At 53.9% G+C, this 24,154-nt stretch carries 21 protein-coding genes, 1 tRNA gene and 1 pseudogene; 4 read left to right on the top strand and 19 right to left on the bottom strand.

Annotation, left to right across the window (positions count from 1 at the left end; translation table 11 throughout):
- Positions 1–65: 65 nt before the first annotated feature.
- Positions 66–791 carry a glycosyltransferase family 2 protein gene (locus SH287x_RS01110; protein WP_479518753.1) on the bottom strand — a complete coding sequence of 242 codons (726 nt, stop codon included), beginning with the start codon at positions 789–791 and terminating at the stop codon, positions 66–68.
- Between the two features lie 475 nt (positions 792–1,266).
- Between SH287x_RS01110 and SH287x_RS01105 the strand changes: the two genes are divergently transcribed.
- Complete coding sequence (locus SH287x_RS01105; RefSeq protein ID WP_479516591.1) at positions 1,267–1,539, top strand: hypothetical protein; 273 nt, start codon at positions 1,267–1,269, stop codon at positions 1,537–1,539.
- 233 nt (positions 1,540–1,772) lie between these two features.
- On the opposite strand, the gene rlmN is transcribed toward SH287x_RS01105, so the two are convergent.
- The 6 genes from rlmN to SH287x_RS01075 form a co-directional block, all read right to left on the bottom strand.
- Positions 1,773–2,858, bottom strand: coding sequence for a dual-specificity RNA methyltransferase RlmN (gene rlmN, locus SH287x_RS01100; RefSeq protein WP_479516589.1), 1,086 nt, complete (start codon positions 2,856–2,858; stop codon positions 1,773–1,775).
- Positions 2,859–3,019: 161 nt separating this feature from the next.
- Positions 3,020–4,081, bottom strand: coding sequence for a sulfate/molybdate ABC transporter ATP-binding protein (locus SH287x_RS01095; RefSeq protein ID WP_479516587.1), 1,062 nt, complete (start codon positions 4,079–4,081; stop codon positions 3,020–3,022).
- A gap of 72 nt (positions 4,082–4,153) precedes the next feature.
- Complete coding sequence (gene cysW, locus SH287x_RS01090) at positions 4,154–5,023, bottom strand: sulfate ABC transporter permease subunit CysW (protein ID WP_479516585.1); 870 nt, start codon at positions 5,021–5,023, stop codon at positions 4,154–4,156.
- A complete protein-coding gene (cysT, locus tag SH287x_RS01085) occupies positions 5,016–5,840 on the bottom strand; it encodes a sulfate ABC transporter permease subunit CysT (protein ID WP_479516583.1) in 825 nt (274 codons plus the stop codon). Before cysT ends, cysW begins: the two co-directional genes overlap by 8 nt.
- A 139-nt stretch (positions 5,841–5,979) precedes the next feature.
- Complete coding sequence (locus SH287x_RS01080) at positions 5,980–7,005, bottom strand: sulfate ABC transporter substrate-binding protein (RefSeq protein WP_479516581.1); 1,026 nt, start codon at positions 7,003–7,005, stop codon at positions 5,980–5,982.
- An 84-nt stretch (positions 7,006–7,089) separates the two neighbouring features.
- The gene (locus SH287x_RS01075; RefSeq protein WP_479516579.1) at positions 7,090–7,560 is read right to left on the bottom strand and encodes an RrF2 family transcriptional regulator; all 471 of its coding nucleotides are present in this window, start codon (positions 7,558–7,560) and stop codon (positions 7,090–7,092) included.
- 414 nt (positions 7,561–7,974) lie between these two features.
- Here SH287x_RS01075 and SH287x_RS01070 point away from each other — a divergent pair, with 414 nt between their 5' ends.
- Positions 7,975–8,289 (top strand): hypothetical protein, encoded by a 315-nt coding sequence (locus tag SH287x_RS01070; protein WP_479516577.1) that lies wholly within the window; start codon positions 7,975–7,977, stop codon positions 8,287–8,289.
- Positions 8,290–8,595: 306 nt separating this feature from the next.
- Here SH287x_RS01070 and SH287x_RS01065 read toward each other — a convergent pair.
- Positions 8,596–8,668, bottom strand: a tRNA-Thr gene (locus SH287x_RS01065).
- Positions 8,669–8,930: 262 nt separating this feature from the next.
- Positions 8,931–11,540, bottom strand: coding sequence for a U32 family peptidase (locus SH287x_RS01060; protein ID WP_479516575.1), 2,610 nt, complete (start codon positions 11,538–11,540; stop codon positions 8,931–8,933).
- A 396-nt stretch (positions 11,541–11,936) separates the two neighbouring features.
- On the opposite strand from SH287x_RS01060, the gene SH287x_RS01055 reads away from it, so the two are divergent.
- On the top strand, positions 11,937–12,578 hold the full coding sequence (locus tag SH287x_RS01055; RefSeq protein ID WP_479516573.1) for an adenylate kinase family protein: 642 nt from the start codon (positions 11,937–11,939) through the stop codon (positions 12,576–12,578).
- Between the two features lie 7 nt (positions 12,579–12,585).
- On the opposite strand, the gene SH287x_RS01050 is transcribed toward SH287x_RS01055, so the two are convergent.
- The 9 genes from SH287x_RS01050 to SH287x_RS01010 all read right to left on the bottom strand — a co-directional run bounded on the left by SH287x_RS01050 (position 12,586) and on the right by SH287x_RS01010 (position 21,860).
- A complete protein-coding gene (locus SH287x_RS01050; protein WP_479516571.1) occupies positions 12,586–12,798 on the bottom strand; it encodes a hypothetical protein in 213 nt (70 codons plus the stop codon).
- A 167-nt stretch (positions 12,799–12,965) separates the two neighbouring features.
- Positions 12,966–13,175, bottom strand: coding sequence for a hypothetical protein (locus SH287x_RS01045; RefSeq protein ID WP_479516569.1), 210 nt, complete (start codon positions 13,173–13,175; stop codon positions 12,966–12,968).
- Between the two features lie 199 nt (positions 13,176–13,374).
- On the bottom strand, positions 13,375–14,460 hold the full coding sequence (locus SH287x_RS01040; protein ID WP_479516567.1) for an FHA domain-containing protein: 1,086 nt from the start codon (positions 14,458–14,460) through the stop codon (positions 13,375–13,377).
- A 331-nt stretch (positions 14,461–14,791) separates the two neighbouring features.
- Positions 14,792–15,580, bottom strand: coding sequence for a lipoate--protein ligase family protein (locus SH287x_RS01035; RefSeq protein WP_479516565.1), 789 nt, complete (start codon positions 15,578–15,580; stop codon positions 14,792–14,794).
- Positions 15,581–15,759: 179 nt separating this feature from the next.
- Positions 15,760–17,235: an aminomethyl-transferring glycine dehydrogenase subunit GcvPB gene (gene gcvPB, locus SH287x_RS01030; protein WP_479516563.1), complete on the bottom strand. Its 1,476-nt coding sequence runs from the start codon at positions 17,233–17,235 to the stop codon at positions 15,760–15,762.
- A gap of 115 nt (positions 17,236–17,350) precedes the next feature.
- Positions 17,351–18,706: an aminomethyl-transferring glycine dehydrogenase subunit GcvPA gene (gene gcvPA / locus SH287x_RS01025; RefSeq protein WP_479516561.1), complete on the bottom strand. Its 1,356-nt coding sequence runs from the start codon at positions 18,704–18,706 to the stop codon at positions 17,351–17,353.
- 667 nt (positions 18,707–19,373) lie between these two features.
- Positions 19,374–19,760: a glycine cleavage system protein GcvH gene (gene gcvH, locus SH287x_RS01020; RefSeq protein WP_479516559.1), complete on the bottom strand. Its 387-nt coding sequence runs from the start codon at positions 19,758–19,760 to the stop codon at positions 19,374–19,376.
- A 478-nt stretch (positions 19,761–20,238) separates the two neighbouring features.
- Positions 20,239–20,709, bottom strand: coding sequence for a ribose 5-phosphate isomerase B (gene rpiB, locus SH287x_RS01015; RefSeq protein WP_479518752.1), 471 nt, complete (start codon positions 20,707–20,709; stop codon positions 20,239–20,241).
- Positions 20,709–21,860 (bottom strand): arsenate reductase/protein-tyrosine-phosphatase family protein, encoded by a 1,152-nt coding sequence (locus tag SH287x_RS01010; protein WP_479516557.1) that lies wholly within the window; start codon positions 21,858–21,860, stop codon positions 20,709–20,711. The genes rpiB and SH287x_RS01010 overlap by 1 nt, the downstream gene beginning before the upstream one ends.
- 611 nt (positions 21,861–22,471) lie before the next feature.
- Here SH287x_RS01010 and SH287x_RS01005 point away from each other — a divergent pair.
- Entirely contained in the window at positions 22,472–23,656 is a 1,185-nt protein-coding gene (locus SH287x_RS01005; protein ID WP_479516555.1) for a hypothetical protein, read from the top strand.
- Positions 23,657–23,699: 43 nt separating this feature from the next.
- Here SH287x_RS01005 and SH287x_RS01000 read toward each other — a convergent pair.
- Positions 23,700–23,945, bottom strand: a pseudogene (locus SH287x_RS01000) (chemotaxis protein CheX); the annotation flags it as partial.
- Between the last annotated feature and the right edge of the window lie 209 nt (positions 23,946–24,154).

The raw sequence follows: 24,154 nt of genomic DNA, 5'->3' as shown, positions 1-24,154 counted from the left end.
GCAACGGCTTCACCTCCACAAGACAGAAGGAATAAAGAAGATGGGCAAAAAGGCGGTATTTGGCATTAACCCGGCGGCTTTGCTTCAAAGAGGGGGGATTTCCACAGCCGTAGCTTGCAGGCTGTGAAAAGCACCAGCACCTGAAGTGTTCGCAAACCATAAGTCACGCTACGGCGAAAATTGATGCTCGAGGCTTCGTCGAAATAACGAACTGGGACGGGAATGTCTCCCAGTTTGAACTCAAACCAGACCGATTGAGCGAGAAACTGGCTGTCGAACACGAAGTCGTTGGAATTTTTCTCATAAGGGATCTTCTCCAGCACTTCACGGCGGTAGGCGCGAAAACCACTGTGAAAGTCCCCCAGATTCTGCCCCAAAGTGATGTTCTCAATCAGCGTCAACATGCGGTTGAAGACATACTTGTAAACAGGCATCCCACCGGCGAGCGCCTCTCTGCGGGTGCGGATGCGCGAGCCAAGAACCACATCACAGATCCCCAGCTTGAGAAAGTCGATCGCGGCAGGAATCACCCGGCTGTCATATTGGTAATCGGGATGAATCATCACAATGTACTCAGCCCCCAGTTCCAGAGCACGGGCGTAGCAGGTCTTCTGGTTGCCGCCATACCCTTGATTAACAGTGTGCTGAATCACTTCCAGACCAAGCCGCCGGGCCACTTCGACCGTGTTGTCTTTGCTGCAATCGTCAACCAGAATCACCCGCTGAACGCTGCCAGCAGGAATGTCGGCGACCGTCCGTTCCAGAGTGGCGGCCGCGTTATAGGCCGGCATGACAGCCACAACAAGCGGCTGGTTCAAGCCACGTTGTTCCCGCGTGTCTGTGAGACTTTCAATGTCTGCCGAGACTTCGGCCATGCGGAACCTCATCACTGGATTAGGAGACTTTTTGTCGCAAATTGAGAAAAATCATCAAAAACATTCTGAGGAGCAATATGCTGGTCTGACAAGTGCTCTCTCGCCACCTTAAGGACGGCTTTTTAAGGGATCCCAAGGGGATTCGGGCCTGTTATACCAGATGGGATGAACTCACTGGGCCGTCCTTGAGCGGGGATCATCCCATGAATTTCCTGGGAGTGAGTTCACGACAACGCTTGATTTCATAAATCGCCGTCCGCTACCGTTCTTAGGTGTCAGCGTTTCTTATGTGTGAACGTTAAGGCGGAAACGTTTTAACGTCGGAAACTCCCGTAACGATGTCCCATCGTGGGGATCAATCACCTCTTGGCAACAGGGCAGTACGCACGCGATGGCAAAGAAGAAATCGGCAAACGACGCGACTGGCCGCAAAGTTCGAGTGAAGGCTGAAGTCACATCACCAGAATTTCCGGAAATCCTGCTCGCAGGCTGGAGTGGAACCGTGGTGGAAGTTACGGGCAAAGCTCCTGCGGAAAAATATGTGATCGAATGGGACTCAGCCACCATGGCCAATATGCCGGCTGATTACATCGCCAAGTGCGAATCTCAACAGCTCTATCATTTGATGGCCTGCCTGGATGCAGAGTCCGTCGAAGCGGCTTAGACCGTGCCCGGTCAAAAGTGAGGCGTTCTGCCTCGCGGCATGAATGAGGTGATGAATGAATCATTACTCGCCGCGGGCAGTATAATAAGCCCTCATACGCATTCCCATTGGAAAGAGCGATCTGTGTGCCGTGCTTGCAGCTTTGGGCAAGCATGTTTTTGCGATCGTCAACGCGCCATTTCAAGTCAAGTAGGGCAGGCGCCTGCATGCCGTTCAACTGATAGCATGAATAATCACGCTGAAGTGGTGGTGTTGGTCAGCGGGACAAGTTGAACACCATTGGCGTTCTGTTGTTCCCGTTTCATCCGAAGTTGACCGCAGGCGGCGTCGATATCGGCCCCTTTTCGCTTGCGAACAGTCACCGGGACACCAAACGATTCCAAAATCGAAACGAACTCATTCGTGCGAGGATCTGATGGCTCTGCGAAGGGAAGTTCCTTCACCCCGTTCATGGGGATCAAATTGACATGGGCGATGCGTGATTTCAGAAGATGCCCGAGTTGCCGGGCGTGTTCCGGGAGATCGTTAATGCTTCCCAGCAATACATATTCATAGCTGACACGGCGGCCCGTCACTTCAAAATAGTCGTCGGCAGCATCAAGGACAGCCTCGATCCCGATGTTCTTGTTGACAGGAACGAGCTTGGTTCGCAACTCGGCTTCTGGAGCATGCAACGACACGGCCAGATTGAATTGATGCCCCGAACGGGCCAGCTCACGAATTTTCTCAGGCAAGCCCACAGTGGAGACCGTAATCCGGCGAGCACCCAATCCCAACCCATCCGCAGCGGTTAAACGATCCAGAGCCGGCAGCAGATTTTTCAGGTTCGCCAGTGGCTCGCCCATCCCCATCACAACCACGTTCGTCAGCTTTTCGTCGGCTGGCAGCAATCGGTCGAGACGCAGGACTTGTTCCAGAATTTCGCCCGTCGTCAGGTTTCGCTTCAACCCCAGCAGGCCACTGGCGCAGAAAACGCAACCCATCCCACAGCCAACCTGAGTGCTGATACAGATCGTGCGCCGGTCGTCTTCCCGCATCAGCACGCACTCAACGAGCGAACCATCATGAAGTTCGATCAGGAGCTTTTCAGTTCGATCCCGGGCGACTTGATGGGCGACAATCTCACCGGGAAAGAGCGAGAACTCCTGCGTCAACTGCTCGCGTAAACGGCTTGGCAGGTTGGTCATCTCGGCAAATTGACTGACACGATTCTGGAAAATCTGCTGCTGAATCTGGCTGGCTCGATAGGCAGGCAACCCCTGTTGCTGACACCAGGCAACCAGATCTTCGGGCGATTTTTCGTAAATGCGAGGCAACATACACAGAATCAATAGCTAATCGAGGGCCGGATTGTTTTCGTGTCCGCAGTATAACAGACTTCGAGCAAAAGTAGGGCAGGCTCCCGCCTGCCTTCCTGAATGACTTCCTGCTGGAAAGGCAGGCGGGAGCCTGCCCTACTTGTCTGCCGGTTTTGATTCCCCTAGATCGAATAATCTTCCTTCGGGGCAAAGATCCGGGCATGGCGAGGCGAGGCGAAGAGTTCTTCACCAGCTACTGGTTTCAAAGCCAGATAGCGATCCCGGCTGAGGTCGATCTGGAGCGTAATGCCAAATTCCTCCGAATGGCAACGAACGCGAGCCACCGCCCCGGCAGGATTGATCTGAAGCACCTTCACCCGAATCGATTCGGTGCTTTCAGGAATACGCGAAAGATCAACATCATGCGGCCTGACATAAGCCGTCGCATGCGGGGCGTTGGCAGAGTCCTCAGGTGCAGAAAACTCAATTCCGCCAGCCACCATCTTTCCTTCATGAACCCGCCCGTGAAAGACGTTCACATGTCCCAGAAAATCCATGACAAACGGGTTGGCGGGATGATCGAAGACCTCTTGTGGTGACCCCACCTGCTCAATCTTCCCCGCACGCATCACCACCACACGGTCAGCGACTTCAAAGGCTTCTTCCTGATCGTGGGTCACGAAAATGGTCGTGATCGGCAACTCGTCGTGCAACTGGCGCAGCCACTGCCTGAGTTCCTGACGCACCTTCGCGTCAAGCGCACCAAAAGGCTCATCTAATAGCAGAACTTTGGGCTGTACGGCTAACGCACGAGCTAACGCCACGCGCTGGCGCTGACCACCGGAAAGCTGAGCGGGATAACGGTTTTCCAACCCTTCCAGTCGCACGAGATGAAGAAGTTCTCTGACACGGGTTTTAATGGTGGCTTTATCATCTTTACGAATTCGCAGGCCGAAACCAACATTCTCGAACACGGTCATATGGCGAAAGAGGGCGTAATGCTGAAAGACAAAGCCCACGCCGCGCTGCCGGGGATGGCGACCAGTGACATCTTCTTCTTCATAGCGCACGACACCTTCATCGGCATGCTCCAGCCCGGCAATAATGCGCAGGAGCGTCGTCTTCCCAGAGCCACTGGGGCCGAGCAGGGCCAGAAGTTCCCCCCCTTTGGCTTCGACGGTCAGTCGATCCAGAGCGGTAAAACTGCCGAATCGTTTGGAGACTTGTTCAACACGAATAGACATGCGCGGGATTCCGGGCTGTTTCAATAATCTCTGTGAGCGGGTCACACGTGAATGTCGGATGGCCTGAGACTGCTAAAGTTCATCAGCATCGGGCTTCTTGATCGAGGCCAAAACCCAATGTTCCAGTGCCGCTTTAGAGGCCAGCGTGACGAGCGAAAAAAGCGTCAGAATCGAAGCAATCGCAAACGCTCCCTGCTCATCGTGTTCGTTAAATAATTTGTCAACTCGCAGCGGCATCGTTTCGGTCATCCCCGCAATCTTCCCCGAGACCACCGAAACGGCACCATATTCTCCCATGGCTCGTGCCGTGCAAAGAATCACGCCATAAAGTAACGCCCAGCGAATGTTAGGCAACGTAATCATCCAGAACATCTGCCAGCCGGAAGCCCCCATCGTGATGGCGGCAAGTTCTTCATCCGGCCCGATGGCCTCCATCACAGGAATCAGTTCGCGGGCAATGAACGGCAGCGTCACGAACGTGGTGGCGAGGATCAGTCCCGGCGTCGCAAAGACAATCTCAATACCCCATTCATCGAGCGTGCTGCCGAAGAATCCCTGCCGACCAAACAGCAGCATGAACATCAGGCCCACTGCCACGGGAGAAATGGCAAAGGGCAGATCCACCATGGAAATCAACAGCGTTCGACCAGGAAACTTGAAACGCGCAACAGCCCAGGCCAGCGCAACCCCGAAGAAGATGTTGATCACCACGGAAACGGTCGTCACCAGAAACGTCATCCACATCGCGTGGAGCGAGTCATGGTCGAACAACGCCTTCTGCAGGAACATCTCAATACCAGCCGAAAACGCGATACTGAAGACCTGGAAAACCGGAATGATGATGAGCACCAGCACGATCAGGTACACAGCCCCGATCAAGAGCCAGCGCAGCCAGGCAGGTTCTCGCGAGCGGCTGAAGCCGCGATGTGCGGGATCAGTCATAGCGACGGTTCCATCGTTCGAGTCCGTTGATAATCAAAAGCAGAATTAACGAGATCACGATCAAAACAACAGCCACAGCCGTGGCTTCGGCATAGGCGTATTCTTCCAGCCGCGAAACAATCAGAAACGGTGCGATTTCCGTCTTGTATTGCTTGTTTCCTGAAATGAAAACGACCGAACCGAACTCGCCAATCGCCCGGGCAAACGTCAAGGCAAAGCCTGTCAGCAAGGCCGGCTGAATCGCAGGGAATATCACCATGGAAAGTGTCTGCCAGCGGGTCGCTCCCATCAGCTCGCTGGCGTCTTCCAGATCATTATCCAGCGTTTCCAGCAAGGGCTGCACAGTACGGACAACAAAGGGAAGCCCCACAAAGACCAGCACCAGGATAATCCCCAGTTGAGTAAAGGAGACTTCGATCCCCCAGGGAGTCAGCCATGTCCCAAACCAACCGTTCTTGGCATACAGGTTTGAATAAACCAGACCAGCGACGGCCGTCGGCAAGGCAAAGGGCAGATCCAGCAGAGAATCAATGACGCGTTTGCCAAAAAAATCGTAACGGACAAGCACCCAGGCCAGAATCACACCCAGTATTGAATCAATGATCGCTGCGATGAACGAGCAGAAAAAAGTGACGAAGTAAGCGGACTGAGCACGTTCACTCCAGGCCGCTGCAAAAAATTGAGACGGCGTCAGCGTGGCGGCTTTGGCAAAACAGGCCGCCAGTGGAATCAACAGTAGTAACGTCAGCACCGTCAGAGAATAGCCCAGGCTCAGGCCCAGCCCCGGCAGAACACGACGTTGACGTGAAGAAAACATGAAACTTGAGGCCCCTCGACAGAGCGGAAAATTTGATATTGATACTTTTTGACATCGATACTTGATGACACACTGTGCTGCTAGCGAGAAAACAAATGAGTACACAAGCAGCGACGCAGTTTACAGACCGCCACGCAACTTAATGAGCCGCTTGTCTCGAAAGACGATCGAAAATGGCGCCTTCGCTAAAGAACTTTGACTGAGCGTCTTCCCAACCTGTGGTGATATCCGTCACCCGGAAAAGCTGAATTGGAGGAAACTTGTCTTTGAATTCTTCCTGAACCGCTGGATCACTGGGACGAAAGTAGCTCTCGGCAATCAGCTTTTGAATTTCTGGATCAAAGTAGAACTTGAGATAGTCTTCAGCGACTTGAGTCGTTCCTTTTTTCTTGGCATAAGTCGTGACAACAGCCGCCACAGGTTCGGCCTTGATACTCAGAGGAGGGTACACAATCTCAACGTCGCCCTTGCTTTCCTTGACCGCCAGATGCCCTTCATTTTCCCAGGCAAGCTGAACGTCACCAATCTTCTTGTTCAGGAAGGTCGTCGTGGCTCCCCGCCCACCGGATTCCAGCACAGGGACATGTTGATAAAGCGTTGAAACGTAGGCTTTGGCATCTTCTTCAGACCCACCACGTGAGGTCACACTCCCCCAGGCGGCCAGAAAACTGAGCTTCCCATTCCCCGAGGTTTTCGGGTTGGGCGTGATCACCTCCACCCCTTCCCTAATCAGGTCAGGCCAGTCCTTGATGTTCTTGGGATTCCCTTTTCGCACCACAAAAACAACCGTCGAGTAATAAGGGATAGACTCATTCGGAAGACGGCTTTCCCAACCAGGTTCAATCAGTCCTGATTTGCTGATGGCGTTGATATCCAGCCAGAGGGCCAGAGAGACCACGTCAGCTTTCAAACCATCAATCACGGAACGAGCCTGACTCGATGATCCACCATGAGATTGATTGATCGTGAGAGGTTTACCCGTTTTCGCCTCATACTGCTTAATGAAACGATCATTCACATCACGGCAGATTTCCCGAGTGACGTCATAGGAGACATGAAGAAGCTCCACGCTGCCATCAGACTTGGTCTGGCAACCCACAACGGACAATGTGCAAAGCCCAGCTACCAGCACAAGAGAGAGCAGCAGGGGCAGTCGTGATGTCATGAGAAATCCTGAGCCAAAGAAGAAGCCAATGATCATTGAGCACGGAGCGATCGGGACAACGTTGGGATCAAGCCGAAGAATAGGTCAGATGCCATCCCCACCATGAAACCCGACGGCAAAAACTTCATCGCGGGCCACGGGTGTCGAGTTGACTACCGCCTGTAAGGTCGCCTGATCCATGCGTTTAGCCGTGTAATTACGAATATCCAGGAGCACACGCCGGAATCGACAATGCGACTCCTGAGAACAAATTTCATTATGAGTCACTGAGACACAAGGAAGCGGAGCGAGAGTTCCATCAAACAGCCGCACCACTTGACCCATCGAAAGTTGTTCGGGAGCAACCGCCAGATGAAACCCGCCATCCCGGCCGGCAACACTGGTCACCCAACCCGCCGCTTTCAGTTCCAGCATGATCATTTCCAGGAACCGCCGCGGGATATCATTAATTTTGGCAAGCTCGCGGACAGGGGTCGGTGGCCCCCCTTCACGCTTTTTTTGCGTCAGCGTGACGAGCGCCCTGAGCGCATAATCGGATTTCCTCGATAACTTCATGGGCGAAACCGCTTTCAGATCCCAATAGAACAATCACCAGCTGGATGGTAATTTATCCCAACCCCTTCGGAACTGTCAATCTTATTGGGAACCCAGAGCCATTTTACGGCTTTTCCCAATTATTCAGCCTCTCCCTTCTCTTTCAGGCGTCGATTGAACACTGGCCAGCCGCGGAAGAGGAAAAATCGTGTCGAGAGTGAACGATCTGGTCGGTGACCAATCAACGCTGTGATAAAAATCACGGAAATTCGACAGAAACACGGGTGGCACGCTCTTTGCCTATCACTCTTCCAACAATAACCCGCTGATCACCTCGGTTGTCTGAACATCACTGTTCATCATCATCTGCCAAGCGTCTTGGTGGCTGTTTCAGAGGGGTCAAGGGAAGCTGATTTTTTCAAGGGAGAGACTACGATGAAGAGCCTACTTTGCAGTGTGCTGGCTTTAGGGGTTTCCGCAGCACTGGTGGGTTGCAGCGACAGCCCACGGCAACAACAAGCCGATTTGATTCGCCATGAAACCAACCGCGCAGCCAACGATACGCGTAACGATGCCAACAGCGCCGCTGACGCCGTTCGTAACCAGGCTGGCAAGACCGTAACAGGGGCGGCTAAAACAGAATCGGCCGAAGAACACGCCGATGCCCTGGAAAAAGCTGGTGAAAAGCGGGCTGACCAGATCGAAAAGGTCGGCGAAAGAAAAGCCGATGACGTCGAAGCTCGCCCATAAGCCGCAAGTCGTCAGCAACAAAACGTTGTTGTCAACAACCGGGAATGACCTGCCAGGCAATAATACGCATTCCAATTTGAAATAGCGCTCTGTGCGCCATGCTTGCAGCAGCTTTGGGCAAGCATGCTTTTGAGATCATCAACACGCTATTTCAAGTCGCGATTCGTATTAGGCATCGTGGGATCCTCGAGGATCCCACGAAAGTGGTCGTATTGACACTTTTTAAGGGAAGCGATCCGCACTGCAAGTCATTCACAGAGAACAGGCAGGTACGCGAAGTCTTGCGTTCGGCAGGAGTTAGAAGAAAGCCTCCAACTGGATTCGAACCAGCGACCTACGCTTTACGAAAGCGTCGCTCTGCCAGCTGAGCTACGGAGGCGAATGACTTGGCAGTCCATTTGAATGGTAACAGAAACATTTCTCGCCACAAGTCAGAGTGCAATCCTGAATGGTGAACTGATGGATCAATTTCAAAGCGGATTTCGTTTTTGATTTTTACAAGGTTTGCCAGTTGGTCACTGGAGACCAGGTTCCCCAGTCAAGCGAATTTCGGCTCACGCGGCAGTCAGGCCGACTCGCTGTGTCGGTTTGAATTCTCCGGTCAATCCCACAAAGTTCACCCTTCCAGAAGCCATTACCAATCAGAGGATGGCCAGAGGATTGCGGCGTTCTTCGAGTGTCCCGCGCGTCACGCCCACGCGGTTGCTGGCGCTCAGTGCTTGCCAGACATCACGGCCCTGTCGTTCGCCTGCCAGCAGAGCGCGATACTCACTCAACGTGCGGCGAATTTCATTGGCAGGCTGGTTCAAAAATTCGACGCGAAAGTTCTTCACACCTCGCGTGAGTAGCTCGGGGACAACCTCTGCCGCACTTTGAGGCTGCGCGTTAAACAGCGTATTTCGACACCCCACATCGGCTGTCAATGGATGCTGCATGCCCACACGATCTCGCAGTTCCACCACATGAGTATCACACGGCCTCCCGCAGTTCGTCTTGTTTGTCCCCGGTGATAAAACCGCACAGAAGACGCAATGCTCCATATGGAACATGGGCATCTGCTGGTGAATCACAACTTCCAGCAGGCTGGGGTTGGTCTCCCTGACAAGATCAAGCAGTTGCTCGCGATTGAGATCATAAGAAACCGTGATTCGCTCCGGCCCCTGACTGGCCAGATACTCAGCCGTCAGTTCATTCGCACAATTTAACGAGAAGTCGACGACAAACGGCAGGTTCTCTTTCCGGCAAAATTCCAGCCCCGCCAGATTCCGCACCAGAAAACCATGGGCGCCATGCCTGGCCATTGCCTGAAAGAGAGGATACTCACCCGGCTTTTGAATTCGTGGCGTTGCCAGCCAGACTCGCTTCCCATGAGTTTGCCCCCATTCCGCCGCCTGGCGATAGTGCCGGATATCCGCGAAATCAACATAGACTTCAACAAGCGAGTCGTGGGTCAACTGTTCCAATTGGTCAAGACTTCGTACTAATGCCAGCAATTGCGGCACAGAATCACGAATCCCTGCGTCACGAACCCCGGCTTCATGAACCTGGTTGCTTCGCTCGGCTTTCAATCGTTGATGCCATACGGGCAAGACCAGTTCTTCAGCGATTTTACGAGGCTCTGGCTGAACCAGTGCCTCTGACAACTGAGTAATTGCTGCTTGACGCAACTTGGAAAGAACACTGAGCGGAACCATGGGGCCGCCTTCAATCTCGGCCACCATTTCACGCAACTCAAAGGGCGTGTGCCCCAGACGACCAAACTGCTCGCGTAATTTGGCGGCTTCGATGGGATGCTTGTTAGCGGCAGCGAGTGGCTCGTCTGATCTGGCTTGAAGACTGACCGTCGTGCCATCCTGCCGTGTGACTTGAAAGATGGCGGCTAATGGTTGGCCAACCTTGGCCATTACCCGAAGATCCAGTGGCAACCTGGCGAGCGGATCAGGGCCGGTGAAGGTCTTTCGCAACTCTTGCGTCAGTTGAGGATCATCGGTCTTCCAGAGTTTCTGGCCCGGGGAAATCTCACGAAAATCAATGGCTTGAGAGGCAAATTCGGCTTCGATCAACCCCTCGCGAACTGTCCCTTCCAGGCGTTGCGATGAGCCGTTCTGGCGTGGCGAAAAGAGTTCATAGACGCGTCCGCCTTGCTCGTTGCCGGTCGTTCGATCGCCGTCAAAAACGATGCCATCCCCCCGAGAGAGCGGGCTTTCCAGTCGAATGGTGATGCGAGGTGCTGCGACTCGCACCACGGTTCCCACGAGCACACCACGCTTGGAGGAAGACAATCCCGGCACCAACTCTTTGTGATCGCAGCCTTTCAGCCAACCCGGTGAAAATCCGCGGGAAAAACTCAATTCCATTTCACGCCGCGAATCTGCCGTCCATTGGGGAACCGTCCCCTGCATCGCCTGATCGATGGCCTCGCGGTAATGCCGGGTGATGTTCGCCACATATTCCGGAGTTTTTAAGCGGCCTTCGATCTTGAAGGACATCACCCCCGCAGCCATCAATTCGGGAGTGAGTTCATAAGCGGCCAGATCCTGTGGGCTGAGTAAATATCGCATCGGCCCCAGATCGACATCCTGGCCATCACAGATGACTTCGTAAGGTAATCGGCATGCCTGCGCACATTGGCCACGGTTAGCACTACGCCCGCCGAGTGATTCACTCGTCAGGCATTGTCCCGAATAAGCCACGCACAGTGCTCCATGGACAAACGCCTCCAGAGGAACCTGAGTGGCGGCATGCAGCTTGCGGATCTCATCGATAGAAAGCTCACGCGGCAACACGACCCGGCTGATTCCCAGATGTTTGGCCACTTCGATACATTCAGCGCTTGTCAGCGTCATCTGAGTCGAGGCATGAATGGGAAGATCCGGACAGATCGCCTGACAAAGACGAACCGCTCCCAGATCTTGCAGCAGGACGGCATCAACACTGGCCTCTGCACAGAGACGCACCGTTTTTTCAAACTCAGCCAGTTCGTTGGAAAAAATCAATGTGTTGAGTGTCACATACCCGCGCACACCCCGGCTGTGAAGCTCAGCCATCACTTCGGAAAGTTCTTCCTGTGAGATGTTCGTCGCTCTGGCTCGGGCATTGAATCCCGATTGCAGACCGAAATAGACCGCCGTCGCTCCATTTTCAATGGCCGCCCGAATCGCTTCACGGTTGCCAGCCGGTGCGAGTAACTCGGGGCGCAGTGGCAAGTTGGCCACATTGGACTGAGAGGAGTCAGCAGAAAAAACCTTCACGTGGCACAACCTTCCTGATCCCAACCTCAAGTCCAAAGGCGCCATGCCCTCACGGACTCATCCCGCAGCAGGCCGTTTTTCATAACCAATTACTCAGGAAAACGTTATGAAAAACGAATCACTGATCATCAGGATGGTCAACCGGCTTTTCGGAGTCATTCGTGCCCACCCTTCACGACCTGATTTTGACCAGTGGGCGAGTGGCAGAAGCCGTCATCATTTCCGATTGTAGCGACTTCTGACAGCTTCATGCGTCGTTTTGATGTGACTCTCTTTGACAGGATCATGGAATTCGCCACCGTCAGTCGTCAAACTCCACAGAAGTCCGTCGGCCTCGGTGGACTTCCCAGAGGCAACTCTTGCCTTGCTGACAGATTGATCTGAAGGAAAATCGACATGCACAAGTACGTCATTATGGGTGTTCAGGGCTGCGGCAAAGGGACGCAGGCTAAACTCCTTAAGAATGATCTCGACATTGTGCATATCAGCGTCGGAGATATCTTCCGCTGGCATATCCAGACACACACCAAACTGGGTGCCCGGATCAAGCGGCAGATTGGTGAAGGCCAACTGGTTCCTGACGACACTGTTGAAGACATCATTCGTGCCCGTCTGGGTGAGCACGATTGGAATTACGGCTTCATCCTCGATGGCTTTCCCAGAAACCTCGTACAGGCCCGGTTCTTTCTGGAAAGCTACGACATCGACGCCGTCATCCATATTGACGTTCCGGATGAAGTGGTCTTTGAACGCGTTCTGGCCCGCCGGCTCTGCAGCAATTGTGGCCTGGATTACAATTTGATTTTCCACCGCCCGGCAGCGGACGACATTTGCGATGTCTGTGGTGGCAAACTCATCCAGCGAGATGATGACAACCACGACGCGATTCACGCACGATTGAAAGACTATCGGACAAAAACCGAACCGGCTCTCGATCTGTTCCGCAAGAAAGAACTGGTCATTGATGTTGATGGTCGCCTGACTCGGGATGAAATCCAGGCGAACATTCGATCAGGATTAAACATCGCTGGAAAATAGTGCATTGTCAAAGTTGAAAAGTGGGGTTGAACAGGTGGTCAAGTCCGACAGCGGAGGACGTTGCGGCGCATGAAACCTCAAGATAAAGCCGTGGCACGGCAATAGACTGGTTGAGATGCTTGAAAGGTTGCTGGAAGCCGTCAACCAGAACAGCAAAAATGCCAGCAATATCTATTTGATCTTTTTGATCCCTTAAAAGGGAAGGCTTGATGATCAGCAAGTGAGGCCTCAACCAGCAAAGTCCGTCGATAGCGGATCATGCCTGGTGGTTCGATGATAGTGAGTGGAACTTCGATTCGGATTTGACAGGTTAAGCAGTGGATGATAAACAGGCCAACGAGCCTGCGGACGAGTTCAACAATCTGTCAGGACAGAGTGATCGTACCACTAGCGATTGACGGCTTCGCGGACAAGTTGTCGAGCGATCTTGTAGGCGTGGCGAACAGCGAACGCGCGAACCTCGATCTGATCCTCGGTGCAATACTTCCCCGTTTCACTGTGAGGAAGCCCGGCGAGAGAGAGCGTCAGAGGGAGCAAATCAAGAAACTCCCGATAACGGCGTTGTTGCTCAGCGGCATTGGCATCGGCACTGCTCACGGGAAAAGCTCCGTCGGTGGCAAAAAGACGGGAAATCAACAGAAGTGGTTCGCACTGTCGTTTTCAGCTTTTTAAGAGCCAAGGTCAAGCGATTTCTCTCGAAATTCCGGAATCGCCCCCAGTGAAATTCTCCGGCACCATTTCCAGAATCACCAGAGCTTCAAGTCAGGTTTCAAGCTCCGGTAATTGGCTTGCAAGCTTATCGGCCGCCTCGTCGATTGAGGTACTGCTTGATGATATCTCCAGCTGTGTCTGAAGGCTTGTCAGAGTTTGAAGCCGGGCCGCCACCGGCAGGAGCTGGCGGTGCGGGAGGCTTTTCCTGAGCGCCCGTTTCTTCTGGCGGTGGGAGCCGGATCGGGATCTCTGCTGCAGTGGGAACCTTGGATTGTGCCTGCGGAGGCTGCTCTGCTGGAGCAGCATAGGCCGTGGGTTGCGCCGGGTAAGCAGCAGCCGGATAACCTGCCGGGTAGCCAGCCGGTGGATATCCGGGTTGAGGATACCCCGGTTGCATGGGGTAATTTGGCATCCCGGGGTAAGCCATCGGAGGATAACCCGCGGGAGGATAGCCACCCTGAGGCATTCCCCCTTGAGGCACGCCATAGCCGGCGGCAGGATAACCGGGAACTCCATAGCCAGCGGGATAGCCAGCCTGTGCAGGAGTCATGGGCATCCCTGGGGAGGGGGGAGCCAGCATCGGAGGGAGGCCTTGATAAACAATGGCCGTATCGCCTGCGGGTGGAGCCGATTCGTTGTTGTATGCCGGAAGTTCGTAGCTGGTATCTTCCGTTGCAGCATTCGAGTTGGGATCGAAACCAAATCCTGGTAACTCAATGGTCGCAGAAGCAGGGCGAGCGGGAGGGTTATTGACGCCAACAGCAGCTCGTAACGACTCAGCGACCGAATTAACATTCACGGCCCCAGCATTCATGGCACCGGCATTCACGGTGTTAACGCCAGACTGAGTATCATTCGCCTGAACGGTCGCATCAATTTTGACAAGCAGTTGGAGTTCCAGCTTGCCAATGGAGATTTTATCTCCCTCGTTCAGAATGACTTCACCCCGAATGTTCTCACCGTTGACCTGAGTCCCGTTGGTGCTTCCCAAGTCACGCAAACGGACGGCGTAATCATCGATAGTAAAAACACAATGGTGGCGGCTGACCAGATCACTGTTCGGTCTGAGATGGCAGTCCTGCTCACGGCCAACAAGAAACTTCTTGGCGGCAAGAGGAATCAGCTTTCCTTGATGTTTACCAACAAGGATTCTCAATTCGGCCTTGAGCATTGGTTCCGTTCTCCCTGAAACAGGCGCGACGAGGCGAGATACTCCACGGCGCCAGCCTGGCAGATGAAAATCGCCACAAAGAAGAGGGATCGAATAACCGTAGGGAGAGAAATAAGTGCTTCGTCAATTGAAACTTCAGGACAACCACAGCGATATGAAAATTATAAGAAAGCTGTAAAAGTTAATCCCTTGTTATCGCTCGATCACTCAACGCTACCAGTCACAGATCGGAGCGTCAATCATGCCCCATCTGAATCCCTATCCCGATTGACGAACCGCCTTCTTCTCAATCATTTGGTGTCACATAATAGTACAGTGCAGGTGGGAAGGCTTACACATTAGTTGGGCTGACACCCGCATTATCTTCAATTTGCAGCCAATCAAGTTGATGCCAACTTTGTTCCATCGTCACAAAAAGAGCAATACGAGAGGCAATCGTTAGTGCCAATTGCTCACGATCCTCAAGCTGTGGACGAACGGGCGATAGGTCTGAAAGTCCTTGAATTTCCGGCGTAAAAGACGATTGATTGAGAATCAAACTTCCATGCTGCAGCAGGCAGCCTTTTCTACGCCGTTGAGCACTTCCGACCAGTTTCCAGGCATCGGTCGACGGTGTCAGTTTATCTGAAGAACCTGAATTCAGGATGATGTCGTTTTCATCAGCCCTCAGAAAACAGAGTTCCGGCTCCAGCGGCTGTTTCTGACTCGCCCCTCGAAGCCTGGCGGTGACGCCCAGAGAACTGATCCACGCGACAATGCTCAGATGGACGTGGTGATAAATCTCATGAGGACGGTCGACGAGACTGGCCCAATCAGACAATGTGAGGCTGTAAGTCCATTCCTGATCGTGCAGAATCGCACCGCCGCCGGAGAGTCGGCGTACCACAGGAAGTCCTTGCCAACGCGGGTTTTGGGCAACCGTCTCTTCAGACTGAAAATATCCCAGAGAGAGCGTCGGCTGATTCCATTGATAAAAACGGAGAACCGCTGCACCTGCCGGCCAATGAGGGCCTGCCGAGGCAGCGAGCAAAGCGGCATCCCGGCGCATATTTTCCGTCCCGGAAAGCGCTTCCGGTTCGAGGATCACATGGCAGACTGAGAGCCGACGTAATTCGTTCATAAAAGGGATATCGGCCGGGTGAGGAGGCTGATAACAGCCGAAAGTTCTTCACTGGCAATCAGGGCGGTTCTCAACCACTAACGCGTGCGAAAAGCTGTATGTGAGATCGCCCCCGCTCGTTGGCTGGCCATTCTGAGAATCCCTCAAAATGACCAGCAAACGATCAGTGAAGTCATCAGTCAGGTGGCCGACTTGGGTGTCCAGGAGAGGATCGGTGAACGGGCGGCCTGGACGTCATTAGGCCGACTGACAGGAAGTGTGTGCGGGGCTTCATGGAGAAACTCCGAAGACTCTTCCGATATTTTCTTGATGGTTTCGGCGAAGGCGTCGAGCGTGGCTTTTGATTCCGTTTCCGTCGGCTCCATCATCAGGGCTTCAGGAACCACCAATGGGAAATAGACCGTGGGAGCGTGGAAGCCAAAGTCGAGCAGACGCTTCGCGATATCCATCGCTGAAATCCCACGTTCCTTGGAAAGCTTCGTCGCAGAAGCCACAAATTCGTGAAGGCAGTATTCACCATGGGCCGCTGGCAGAATATCCGATAACAGGGCCTTCAGATAATTGGCGTTAAGAATGGCGTGCTCCGCAGCCTTACGCACACCTTCTGGCCCCAAGGTGCGGAGATAGCAGTACCCGCGAATGAGAATACCGACATTGCCGAAGAACGTTCGCACTTTGCCGATCGTCTTGGGTGGTGAGACCAGCTTGTAGCGGACGCTCCCGGAACTGTCAGTGAATTTTTCGATGACAGGAGCGGGGAGGTAAGGCCCGAGGAAATCTCGTACGGCAATGGGGCCAGAACCAGGGCCACCTGCACCGTGAGGGCCAGTGAACGTCTTGTGAACGTTGTAGTGCATCATGTCGCCGCCAAAGTCACCGGGACGAGTGATGCCCATGATGGCATTCATATTGGCGCCATCGATGTAAACGAGGCCGCCAACGTCATGGATGATCTTGGCAACCTGATCGATCTGCTTTTCAAACAGACCGAGCGTGTTCGGGTTGGTGACCATGAGGCATGCTGTCGAACTGTCGGCATGCTTCCGAAGTTCTTCGAGGTCGACCAGACCATTGGCAGTCGCGGGCAATTGAACGCAATCAAAACCAGCGATGGCTGCACTGGCAGGATTGGTGCCGTGAGCACTGGCGGGGAAGAGCACCTTGCGGCGGTTCTCGCCCTTATCCCGGAAGTAAGCAGAGGCCACCATGAGGGCGGTGAGTTCCCCTTGAGCACCCGCGGCAGGTTGCAGAGAAACGGCAGGCAACCCCGCGATTTCGCCCAGCATTTCCTGCATTTCAAAAAGGATGGCCAGCAGGCCCTGAATGCGGCTGTCGTCCTGGTAAGGGTGAACATCAACAATCCCCCCCAATTTGGAAAGCCGCTCATGTCGCTTGGGGTTGTACTTCATGGTGCAACTGCCCAGTGGATAAAAGTGCGTATCCACCGACATGTTGAGGGTCGAAAGATTGACGTAGTGCCGAACAATATCGGGTTCCGCAATTTCCGGCAGCGGGAGCAATTCCTTGGCTCGGAAACGGGCCGGAATCAATTCATCAAGTGGAGTGACCGGAACGTCGCAGGCGGGGAGGCGGGCGGCGCGCCGGCCAGGACTCGACAGGTCGAAGATCAACTGGGTCGCGAGAGTGTTACGCATCCAAAAAGCTTTCTGGTGGTCTGACGAAGAGTTCGACTTGATTTCTGTGAGGGCATCTCAATGCACCACATCTCTGTATTTATTTGTCTCACGGGATGGTGCGCTGGCACTCACCCTACTTGAGGAGCTTCACCAGGTGATCGATGTCTGCTTTGGTTCGCTGTTCAGTCACAGCGACAAGCAACAGGCTGTCGGAGTCGGGAAGTCCAGGGACAGGAGCCAGCTGACTGAGCGCGGGGCCAACATCAACTCCAGCGGCTGCCACGCGATCAACCACCGCCTGAGCACTTCCCGGCACCTTGACAACAAACTCCTTGAACTTGGGAGACTTGTTAAAGAGGACGGAGAAGCCTGGGATTGTTGCAATCTGGCTGGCGGCGTAATGGGCTTTCTGTACGCAAAGCTCGGCCGTTTCCCGCATCCCTTGCGGCCCCATCTGCACGAGGTAGATCATACTTCGCAGAGCCATCAAACCCTGATTCGTGCAGATATTACTGGTGGCTTTATCGCGGCGGATATGTTGTTCGCGGGCTTGCAGGTTGAGCACAAAGCAGCGAGCACCAGTCCGGTCGATGGTTTCACCAATCAAGCGGCCAGGGATGCGGCGGATAAAGTCGTTGCGACAGGCAAGGATCCCCAGGTATGGCCCACCAAACTGCAGTGGAATGCCAAGTGACTGCCCTTCAGCCACGACGATATCTGCCCCCAGATCACCGGGGCGAGCCAGAAGTCCCAGGCTGATCGGATCAACCGAACAAACCAGAAGTGCCCCCTTGGCGTGAGCCAGTTCAGCCAGGCCCTGAAGGTCTTCGATATGGCCCACAAAGTTCGGATTCTGCACAATGACAGCGGCTGTTGTCTCGTCGATCGCGCCGTTGACCTTCGCCAGATCCACGGTTCCTTCACTGTCAACAGGAATATGAATCACTTCAGTCGTCGTGTGCCCAACGTATGTACGGAGCACCTGCACATATTCTGGATGAACAGCGCCGGCAATCACAACGCGGCCTGTGCGCCCCGTGCTGCGCATCGCCATCAGTGTCGCCTCACTGACTGCTCCGCCCCCCTCATAGAGCGAGGCATTGGAAACCTGCATTCCCGTCAGCTGGCAGATCATTGTCTGGTATTCAAAGAACGCCTGAAGCGTCCCCTGAGAGGCTTCAGCCTGATAAGGAGTGTAAGCCGTATAGTATTCGCCTCGCCCTGTGATTTCATCGACCACACTGGGGATGTAGTGGTCATAGGCCCCGCCGCCCAGGAAGCAGGTTCGGGAAGACGCACCACCGGAGATGGCCGCCAGTCCCCGCATATGCTGCTCAAGTTCCATTTCACTCAGAGCAGGTGGCAGGTCGAGAAGACGACCAAGCTGAAGGGGCGCGGGGATCTGCTGAAGTAACTGATCAATCGAATCAACACCAATGCGGGAAAGCATTTCCCGCTCTTCAGAGGGCGTAGAAAACAGATAGCTCACGAGTTGGGTTCCTACCCGGGACGAAATTAAGTCAAAAATGAAGGGAGCGAGCCGACTTTACGATAAGCCAACTTGCAACGGGCCAACTTGCAATGGGCTAATTGACAACGAACCAGACAGGCAGGCTTCCAATACAGGCCAGGGAAGTGCCTCGGCTCTTTGATTTCAATATTTTTAATGTCAAGTACCGATGAGATTCGTCTTCACATTCTTAACCGCAACAATCCTGCCAGCATTAACTCTCACAGAATTAACTCTCACAGAGCCTGTCCAAGAAAACTCCCTCTCCCGCTTGCGAAGAGGGCCGGGGTGAGGGCTGATGAACCCGTTGTGTTTCTGATAGCAGATATGTTTCTGATAGCAATCGACAACCTTTCATCGCAAGCAACGCTTGCTCCCCCTCATCCGGCCTGCGGTCGCCTTCTCCCTGAGGGAGAAGGATTCAGGAGTTTCCGGACAGACTCTAATCGTAGCAACTGGCCCTGATGTTCCTTTTACGTGAGCGATCGCAAAAGAAAGGGGCGAGTTTTGCAGTGAGTTCGCGTGTCACCTGCCTGAAGGAGAATACTGTCAGTGCATCAAATCAGGTGGTCAACCGTCATCAGCCACATCCTCCGATTAGCCGATGGCCTTCTGCATCCCACTTCAGAGTTTGTTGAAGTGGGATTTAGTGGGCTTCTGATTCGCAGTGCTTTTCATAAGCCGCGCGATCCAGCAGGTTGTCGAGACTATTGAGGCTTGTCACCTTCATCTTCAGCAGCCAGCCAGTACCGAAAGGATCGCTGGAGAGGGGTTCGGTGTTGTCACCCAGCAGCGGGTTGGACTCCACCACAACACCATCAAGCGGGGCGTAGACATCGCTGACGGCTTTGACGCTCTCGACTTCCCCACAAGATTCGCCAACTTTCAGAGCTTTGCCTGGCTTGGGGAGATCGATGAAAACCAGATCACTGAGCAAATGAACGGCGAAGTCGGTAATGCCGACAGTGGCGACATCTCCATCAATCGCGACCCATTCGTGAGTCTTCGCATATTTCAGAGCTGTCAGATCCATGGAGTGCATCCCCTTCTCGAAAAAACCGTTTGTGACCAACTCATGCTGATGTTTGCTGTGATTGTAGGCCCAATCCATTGAACGGAACTTGAGCCATTCGATGGAATCAAGATATCGAGCCACTCAGGCGAGTCAAAGCGACTTCCATGAGAAGTGGAGAAATAGTCATTTCGATTGATTGTTCGCAACCATGACAAGGCTTTGCCTGATGCTGGCAGCATGAAAGATTCACACATGCAGATCTGTCACGCCAATCATGGCAAGAAAAACAATGTGGCATACTCGGGACTCAAAGCTCTTCGTGCCATCTCTTCGTGCCGTGCTTGCGGCTTTGAGCAAGCATGCTCTGAGAACTGAGGAAAGATCGGCTTCAAACGCACATTCAGCATGCTCACTCAGAGCCTTGAGCATGGCACGAAGGCCAGTGGCTGCACGCGTTGATCGAACGTGCTGAATAGTATTGGGCAGGCAGAAATCTTCAGGAGGGGTTTGAGGATTTCTGCTCAAATTCCTGGGCTTCATAGCGGCTGATCTTTTCGACCCTGCGGGCGTGACGTGCCCCTTCAAATTCGGTCGTCAACCAGATTTCCACCATGCGCATTGCAAAAGGCTCACCCAGAAGATCGCCCGAAAGGCACATGACGTTGGCATTGTTATGACGACGGCTCAATTCCGCTGTGACATCATCGTGGCAGGTCGCTGCCCGAACACCACGGAACTTATTGGCGACCATGCACATCCCCATGCCGGTGCCGCAAATCAGAATTCCTCGCTCGACTTCCCCCTTTGAGACCGCGCGAGCGACCAGGGCGCCGTAATCGGGATAATCGACGCTCTCCAGGTCAGAGGGGCCGAAATCAATAGGGGTATGCCCGAGATCGGAGATCTGCGAGACAATCTTGGATTTGATCTGCACGCCGCGATGATCGCTGGCAATGGCTATCTTCATCATGACGGTTGAGGTCTTGTCGACAAGAGTTCCTGAACAATCTTCTGTAAATGCGTTTCAATGATCGAACGACATTCCCGGTAGATCTCTCGACCGCCGCCAATAGGATCCGCAACATCCTTCCCTTGTGGGCTAAGAGTGCGAACCCGTGGGGCGAGGTCGGGACGTTCCGCCAGCACAGCGTCACGATGGCCACGCGTCATCGTGTAAATCATATCAACCTGTTGAAGAAGTCGCTCTGTCAACGGTTGGCTTTCATGGTTACGGAGGTCAATTCCTTCCTCAGACAGCAGAGCAATGGCTTCCGGGTTAGCAGGTGCCCCAATGGCAGCCGCCAGCCCTGCTGAGAGAACGACAAAACCATGATCGACTAATTCTTCTTCCTGGCAACCTAACTTGTCTGAAAGAATCTTCCGAAACATCACTTCAGCCATCGGACTGCGACAGGTATTTCCGGTACAGGCGAAGAGAATGACTTCACTGGCCAGGCGGCCCATGGTTCTCTCTGAGACAACTCCTTCACCAGAAATCTTCCAGCCGGAGTCGCTGATATCCACAACGGTGCCAGCTTCGCCATAACGCGATGGGCCATCATCCACGATCAGTGAAAGGGCCTCGCCATAGGTGTTCGACAAATCCGTAGCGCGTCGCATGGGGGGCTTGCCGGGCTGGATTTCAGCAAGTGAGACAAGAGGCCCAGGGAGCAGACTGAGGATGTCGGCAGGGAGGGTATGAGCCGGAACACGGAACGAAACAGCATTGTCTGTATGGCTGAGAATCTGTTGTGAAACCAATGGCAATTGCTTGAAGAACCAGCCGCAATGGGCTTGCGGAAAACGCAGGGTGACGGGGCCGGGCCAGCAACGGCGGATCAGTTTTCGACCATAGCGAGATTGCTGTTCGAGAAAATCCAGTGCTTCTTCAGCAGCTTTCAGCAGCAGTTCACAACGAATCGCAGGAGCTGACGCCTCGGGTTCCTGCATGAGCTGGCCAAGGCGTGTGATCCCTTTTTCTGAAAGGGCACTGGCAACCACGATATAGGTGGTTTCCGTGGGCAGGCCAACCAGATCTCCTTGAGCCAGAGACTGGCAGACACGATGGACGACATCTCTCGGATCGTCGGAACGGCGGATCTCTACGATGTCAGTCATCGGTGGCCGATCTGTTCCGATCTCTTGTCACGAGAAACAGTTGCGAATGAATCCCCTACGGACACCTTTAGTCTATGAACCTCGCGCCAGACGTTCAAGAGCCTCATCAAAAAACGATACGAACGTCCATTCTTCCGGTTTGAACTGATGGCTGTGACGTAAAAACAACCTCGCATGACCGGACTTGCGGCACGGCACCAGGAGAAATCGCATGGATTTACTGTACCCAAAATTCAAATCAGGAAACGCCGCCGCCACTACAACCAGCTAAATCGGAAAATTCTCGGCAAAATCCGCTGTTTTCCAAATCGCGTTATATTGCCTGCTCTACTTGTTTGGACGTGACGCCGATCTTCTTTGTAGACCAATCACGACATGAAACACGGCATGAAAACCGTACGTTTGATCTGATCACGTCCCTGCTGAAAGCGTTGGGGCCGTGTTCAGAACGCACTTGACGTGATGCCCCTTTAACAGCCCGTAAAAGCATGCTGGCTCAAAGCTGCATGCGTGACACTTTGAGAGGATCTGTGAGCAGACCCATGCGTCTGCGAGCGAATTCAGCAACCAATCCAGGACAAGGTGGCCGCCCCACCAAGGAGGGTCGAGCGATGTACGATTGCATCATTGCAGGAGGCACGGCTTTAGCAGCCCAGGCTGCGATGGTGGCATCGCGCCTGGGAATGCGGACAGCACTGATTGAGCCACGAGCCTCATGGGAAATTTCCGTTCAGCGCCTAGGGCCGCAGTGGACTCCCCATCTGCTGGGGCGATTGATTGAGCAGAGATCTTCTGAAGTTGAGCAAAGCAAGCGGCCGCGTCCTGAACAAACAGGCCGTCGTTGCCATCAAGCTGAAAAAGGTCGAGTTTCTCAATCAATGGCGATTCGGATGACAGCGGCAGCACGCGTGTGGGCAGCTCAGCAAAAAGCCGAGTTGCAGGCTGCATGTGTCGATTGCTTTGGTGGTCTGCCTCGCATTTTAGGAGCAGATGCGGCATCGGTGATCGTGGCCGCTTTGTCACAGAAAAATGATGGCACTCTCACCCTCGAGAATTCGGGGCCAACACTGGTGACTCGGATGTTGCTGGTCGCAACGGGAAGTGTGGTCGCGCCAGTGCGGCGGCTTCCCGCTTCTGCCGCGATGGGGGCAACCGCGTGTGAATCGACACAGTCCGGCTGCCAGGAAAATGATGTTTTACCGATCTCTCCGGGAGAATTATTGCTGTCTGATCAAGCTCCTCAGCTTCTGGCGGTTCTGGGAAGCAACTTATGGGCAGAAGCGGTCGCGGACTGCTACCGGGAACAGGGAAGTGAAGTCTATCTGATTGGACGACACTTGCAGGATCGGGGGCCATCAACACTGTTGAAGAGCTATCGATGCGGAGTTCGCGGGGTTCGTCGGCGCGGAGAATTCGTAGAACTGGAGCTGACTTCTGGTGAAAAACTGCTGAGCAATCAAGTGGTCTGTTGCAGCCCCGAGGTGGGTTGCACCGCACAACTGGGGTTGGCTCCTGTCGGAATTGAAGTCGATGAACGAGGCCAGCTTTGGTGTGATCCTCAGGGGCAAACATGGCATCCCCGCGTTTACGCTGTGGGGAGTGTTGTCGGATTTCCTGAGGAACTCAGCGAAGTGAATGCCGCTACGCGACTTCTGGAAGCGTATTATCGCCAAACGAAACTCCTGTTGGAAAATCCCAGCTTACATCCACCAGGCATTTCCCCAGTGAAGTCTCCAAGATGGCTGTCTGCCGGGATATCCAGCTTGCAGAAGGATGTGCCAATTCCTCCGGCGTGAGCTGGCGAGGCGTACTAATGAGAAAGCCAAGCTGAGGGAGATTCCCTTTGCCCGAGCCTGCGATCATGTTGGCCACTTCCCCAACAATATCGCGGAGAAGGGCAAGGTCTCCTCCGGCTCCTTCCCCCGTCAGGCGTTCGACAAAAAGATCGGCCGTGGTTTCCGAGACGCTGATGACCACTCGCCCTGAACCAGGGCCGGTCAAATCAATGGCGACTGAAAGCGAATCCAGTGGTTGGGCCAAAGCCGCTGACTCGATGCGATTCGTGATACATTCGGCCTGAAGCATGCACCGAAAGACTTCAGCAGCCGCATTACAAAAGGGGATGACCCAGACCGTTGGTGATTCCGGTTCATCCATGAGAGGGGTTCTCCCTGAAGAGATTAATCCGGGAAGGTTCCCTTTCCCCTCGAGGGAGAGGCCCGGGATGAGAAAGCTGGGTGAGGGGCCGATGAACCAGATGTGTTTCCAAAGCCAAGACCCATCCCCTCATCCAG

The sequence above is a fragment of the Planctopirus sp. SH287 genome (assembly GCF_056500625.1).
This window is presented reverse-complemented; position numbering and strand designations above follow the sequence as displayed.

Coding starts and splice junctions, on each gene's coding strand:
- gcvH (WP_479516559.1), bottom strand. CDS start 19,760: ATGGATCTGACAGCTCTGAAATATGCGAAGACTCACGAATGGGTCGCG.
- SH287x_RS01080 (WP_479516581.1), bottom strand. CDS start 7,005: ATGACATCACGACTGCCCCTGCTGCTCTCTCTTGTGCTGGTAGCTGGG.
- SH287x_RS01005 (WP_479516555.1), top strand. CDS start 22,472: ATGTACGATTGCATCATTGCAGGAGGCACGGCTTTAGCAGCCCAGGCT.
- rlmN (WP_479516589.1), bottom strand. CDS start 2,858: ATGTTGCCTCGCATTTACGAAAAATCGCCCGAAGATCTGGTTGCCTGG.
- cysW (WP_479516585.1), bottom strand. CDS start 5,023: ATGACTGATCCCGCACATCGCGGCTTCAGCCGCTCGCGAGAACCTGCC.
- gcvPB (WP_479516563.1), bottom strand. CDS start 17,235: ATGCGTAACACTCTCGCGACCCAGTTGATCTTCGACCTGTCGAGTCCT.
- SH287x_RS01010 (WP_479516557.1), bottom strand. CDS start 21,860: ATGACTGACATCGTAGAGATCCGCCGTTCCGACGATCCGAGAGATGTC.
- SH287x_RS01055 (WP_479516573.1), top strand. CDS start 11,937: ATGCACAAGTACGTCATTATGGGTGTTCAGGGCTGCGGCAAAGGGACG.
- cysT (WP_479516583.1), bottom strand. CDS start 5,840: ATGTTTTCTTCACGTCAACGTCGTGTTCTGCCGGGGCTGGGCCTGAGC.
- SH287x_RS01035 (WP_479516565.1), bottom strand. CDS start 15,580: ATGAACGAATTACGTCGGCTCTCAGTCTGCCATGTGATCCTCGAACCG.
- rpiB (WP_479518752.1), bottom strand. CDS start 20,709: ATGAAGATAGCCATTGCCAGCGATCATCGCGGCGTGCAGATCAAATCC.
- SH287x_RS01070 (WP_479516577.1), top strand. CDS start 7,975: ATGAAGAGCCTACTTTGCAGTGTGCTGGCTTTAGGGGTTTCCGCAGCA.
- SH287x_RS01105 (WP_479516591.1), top strand. CDS start 1,267: ATGGCAAAGAAGAAATCGGCAAACGACGCGACTGGCCGCAAAGTTCGA.
- SH287x_RS01075 (WP_479516579.1), bottom strand. CDS start 7,560: ATGAAGTTATCGAGGAAATCCGATTATGCGCTCAGGGCGCTCGTCACG.
- SH287x_RS01040 (WP_479516567.1), bottom strand. CDS start 14,460: ATGCTCAAGGCCGAATTGAGAATCCTTGTTGGTAAACATCAAGGAAAG.
- SH287x_RS01095 (WP_479516587.1), bottom strand. CDS start 4,081: ATGTCTATTCGTGTTGAACAAGTCTCCAAACGATTCGGCAGTTTTACC.
- SH287x_RS01110 (WP_479518753.1), bottom strand. CDS start 791: ATGCCGGCCTATAACGCGGCCGCCACTCTGGAACGGACGGTCGCCGAC.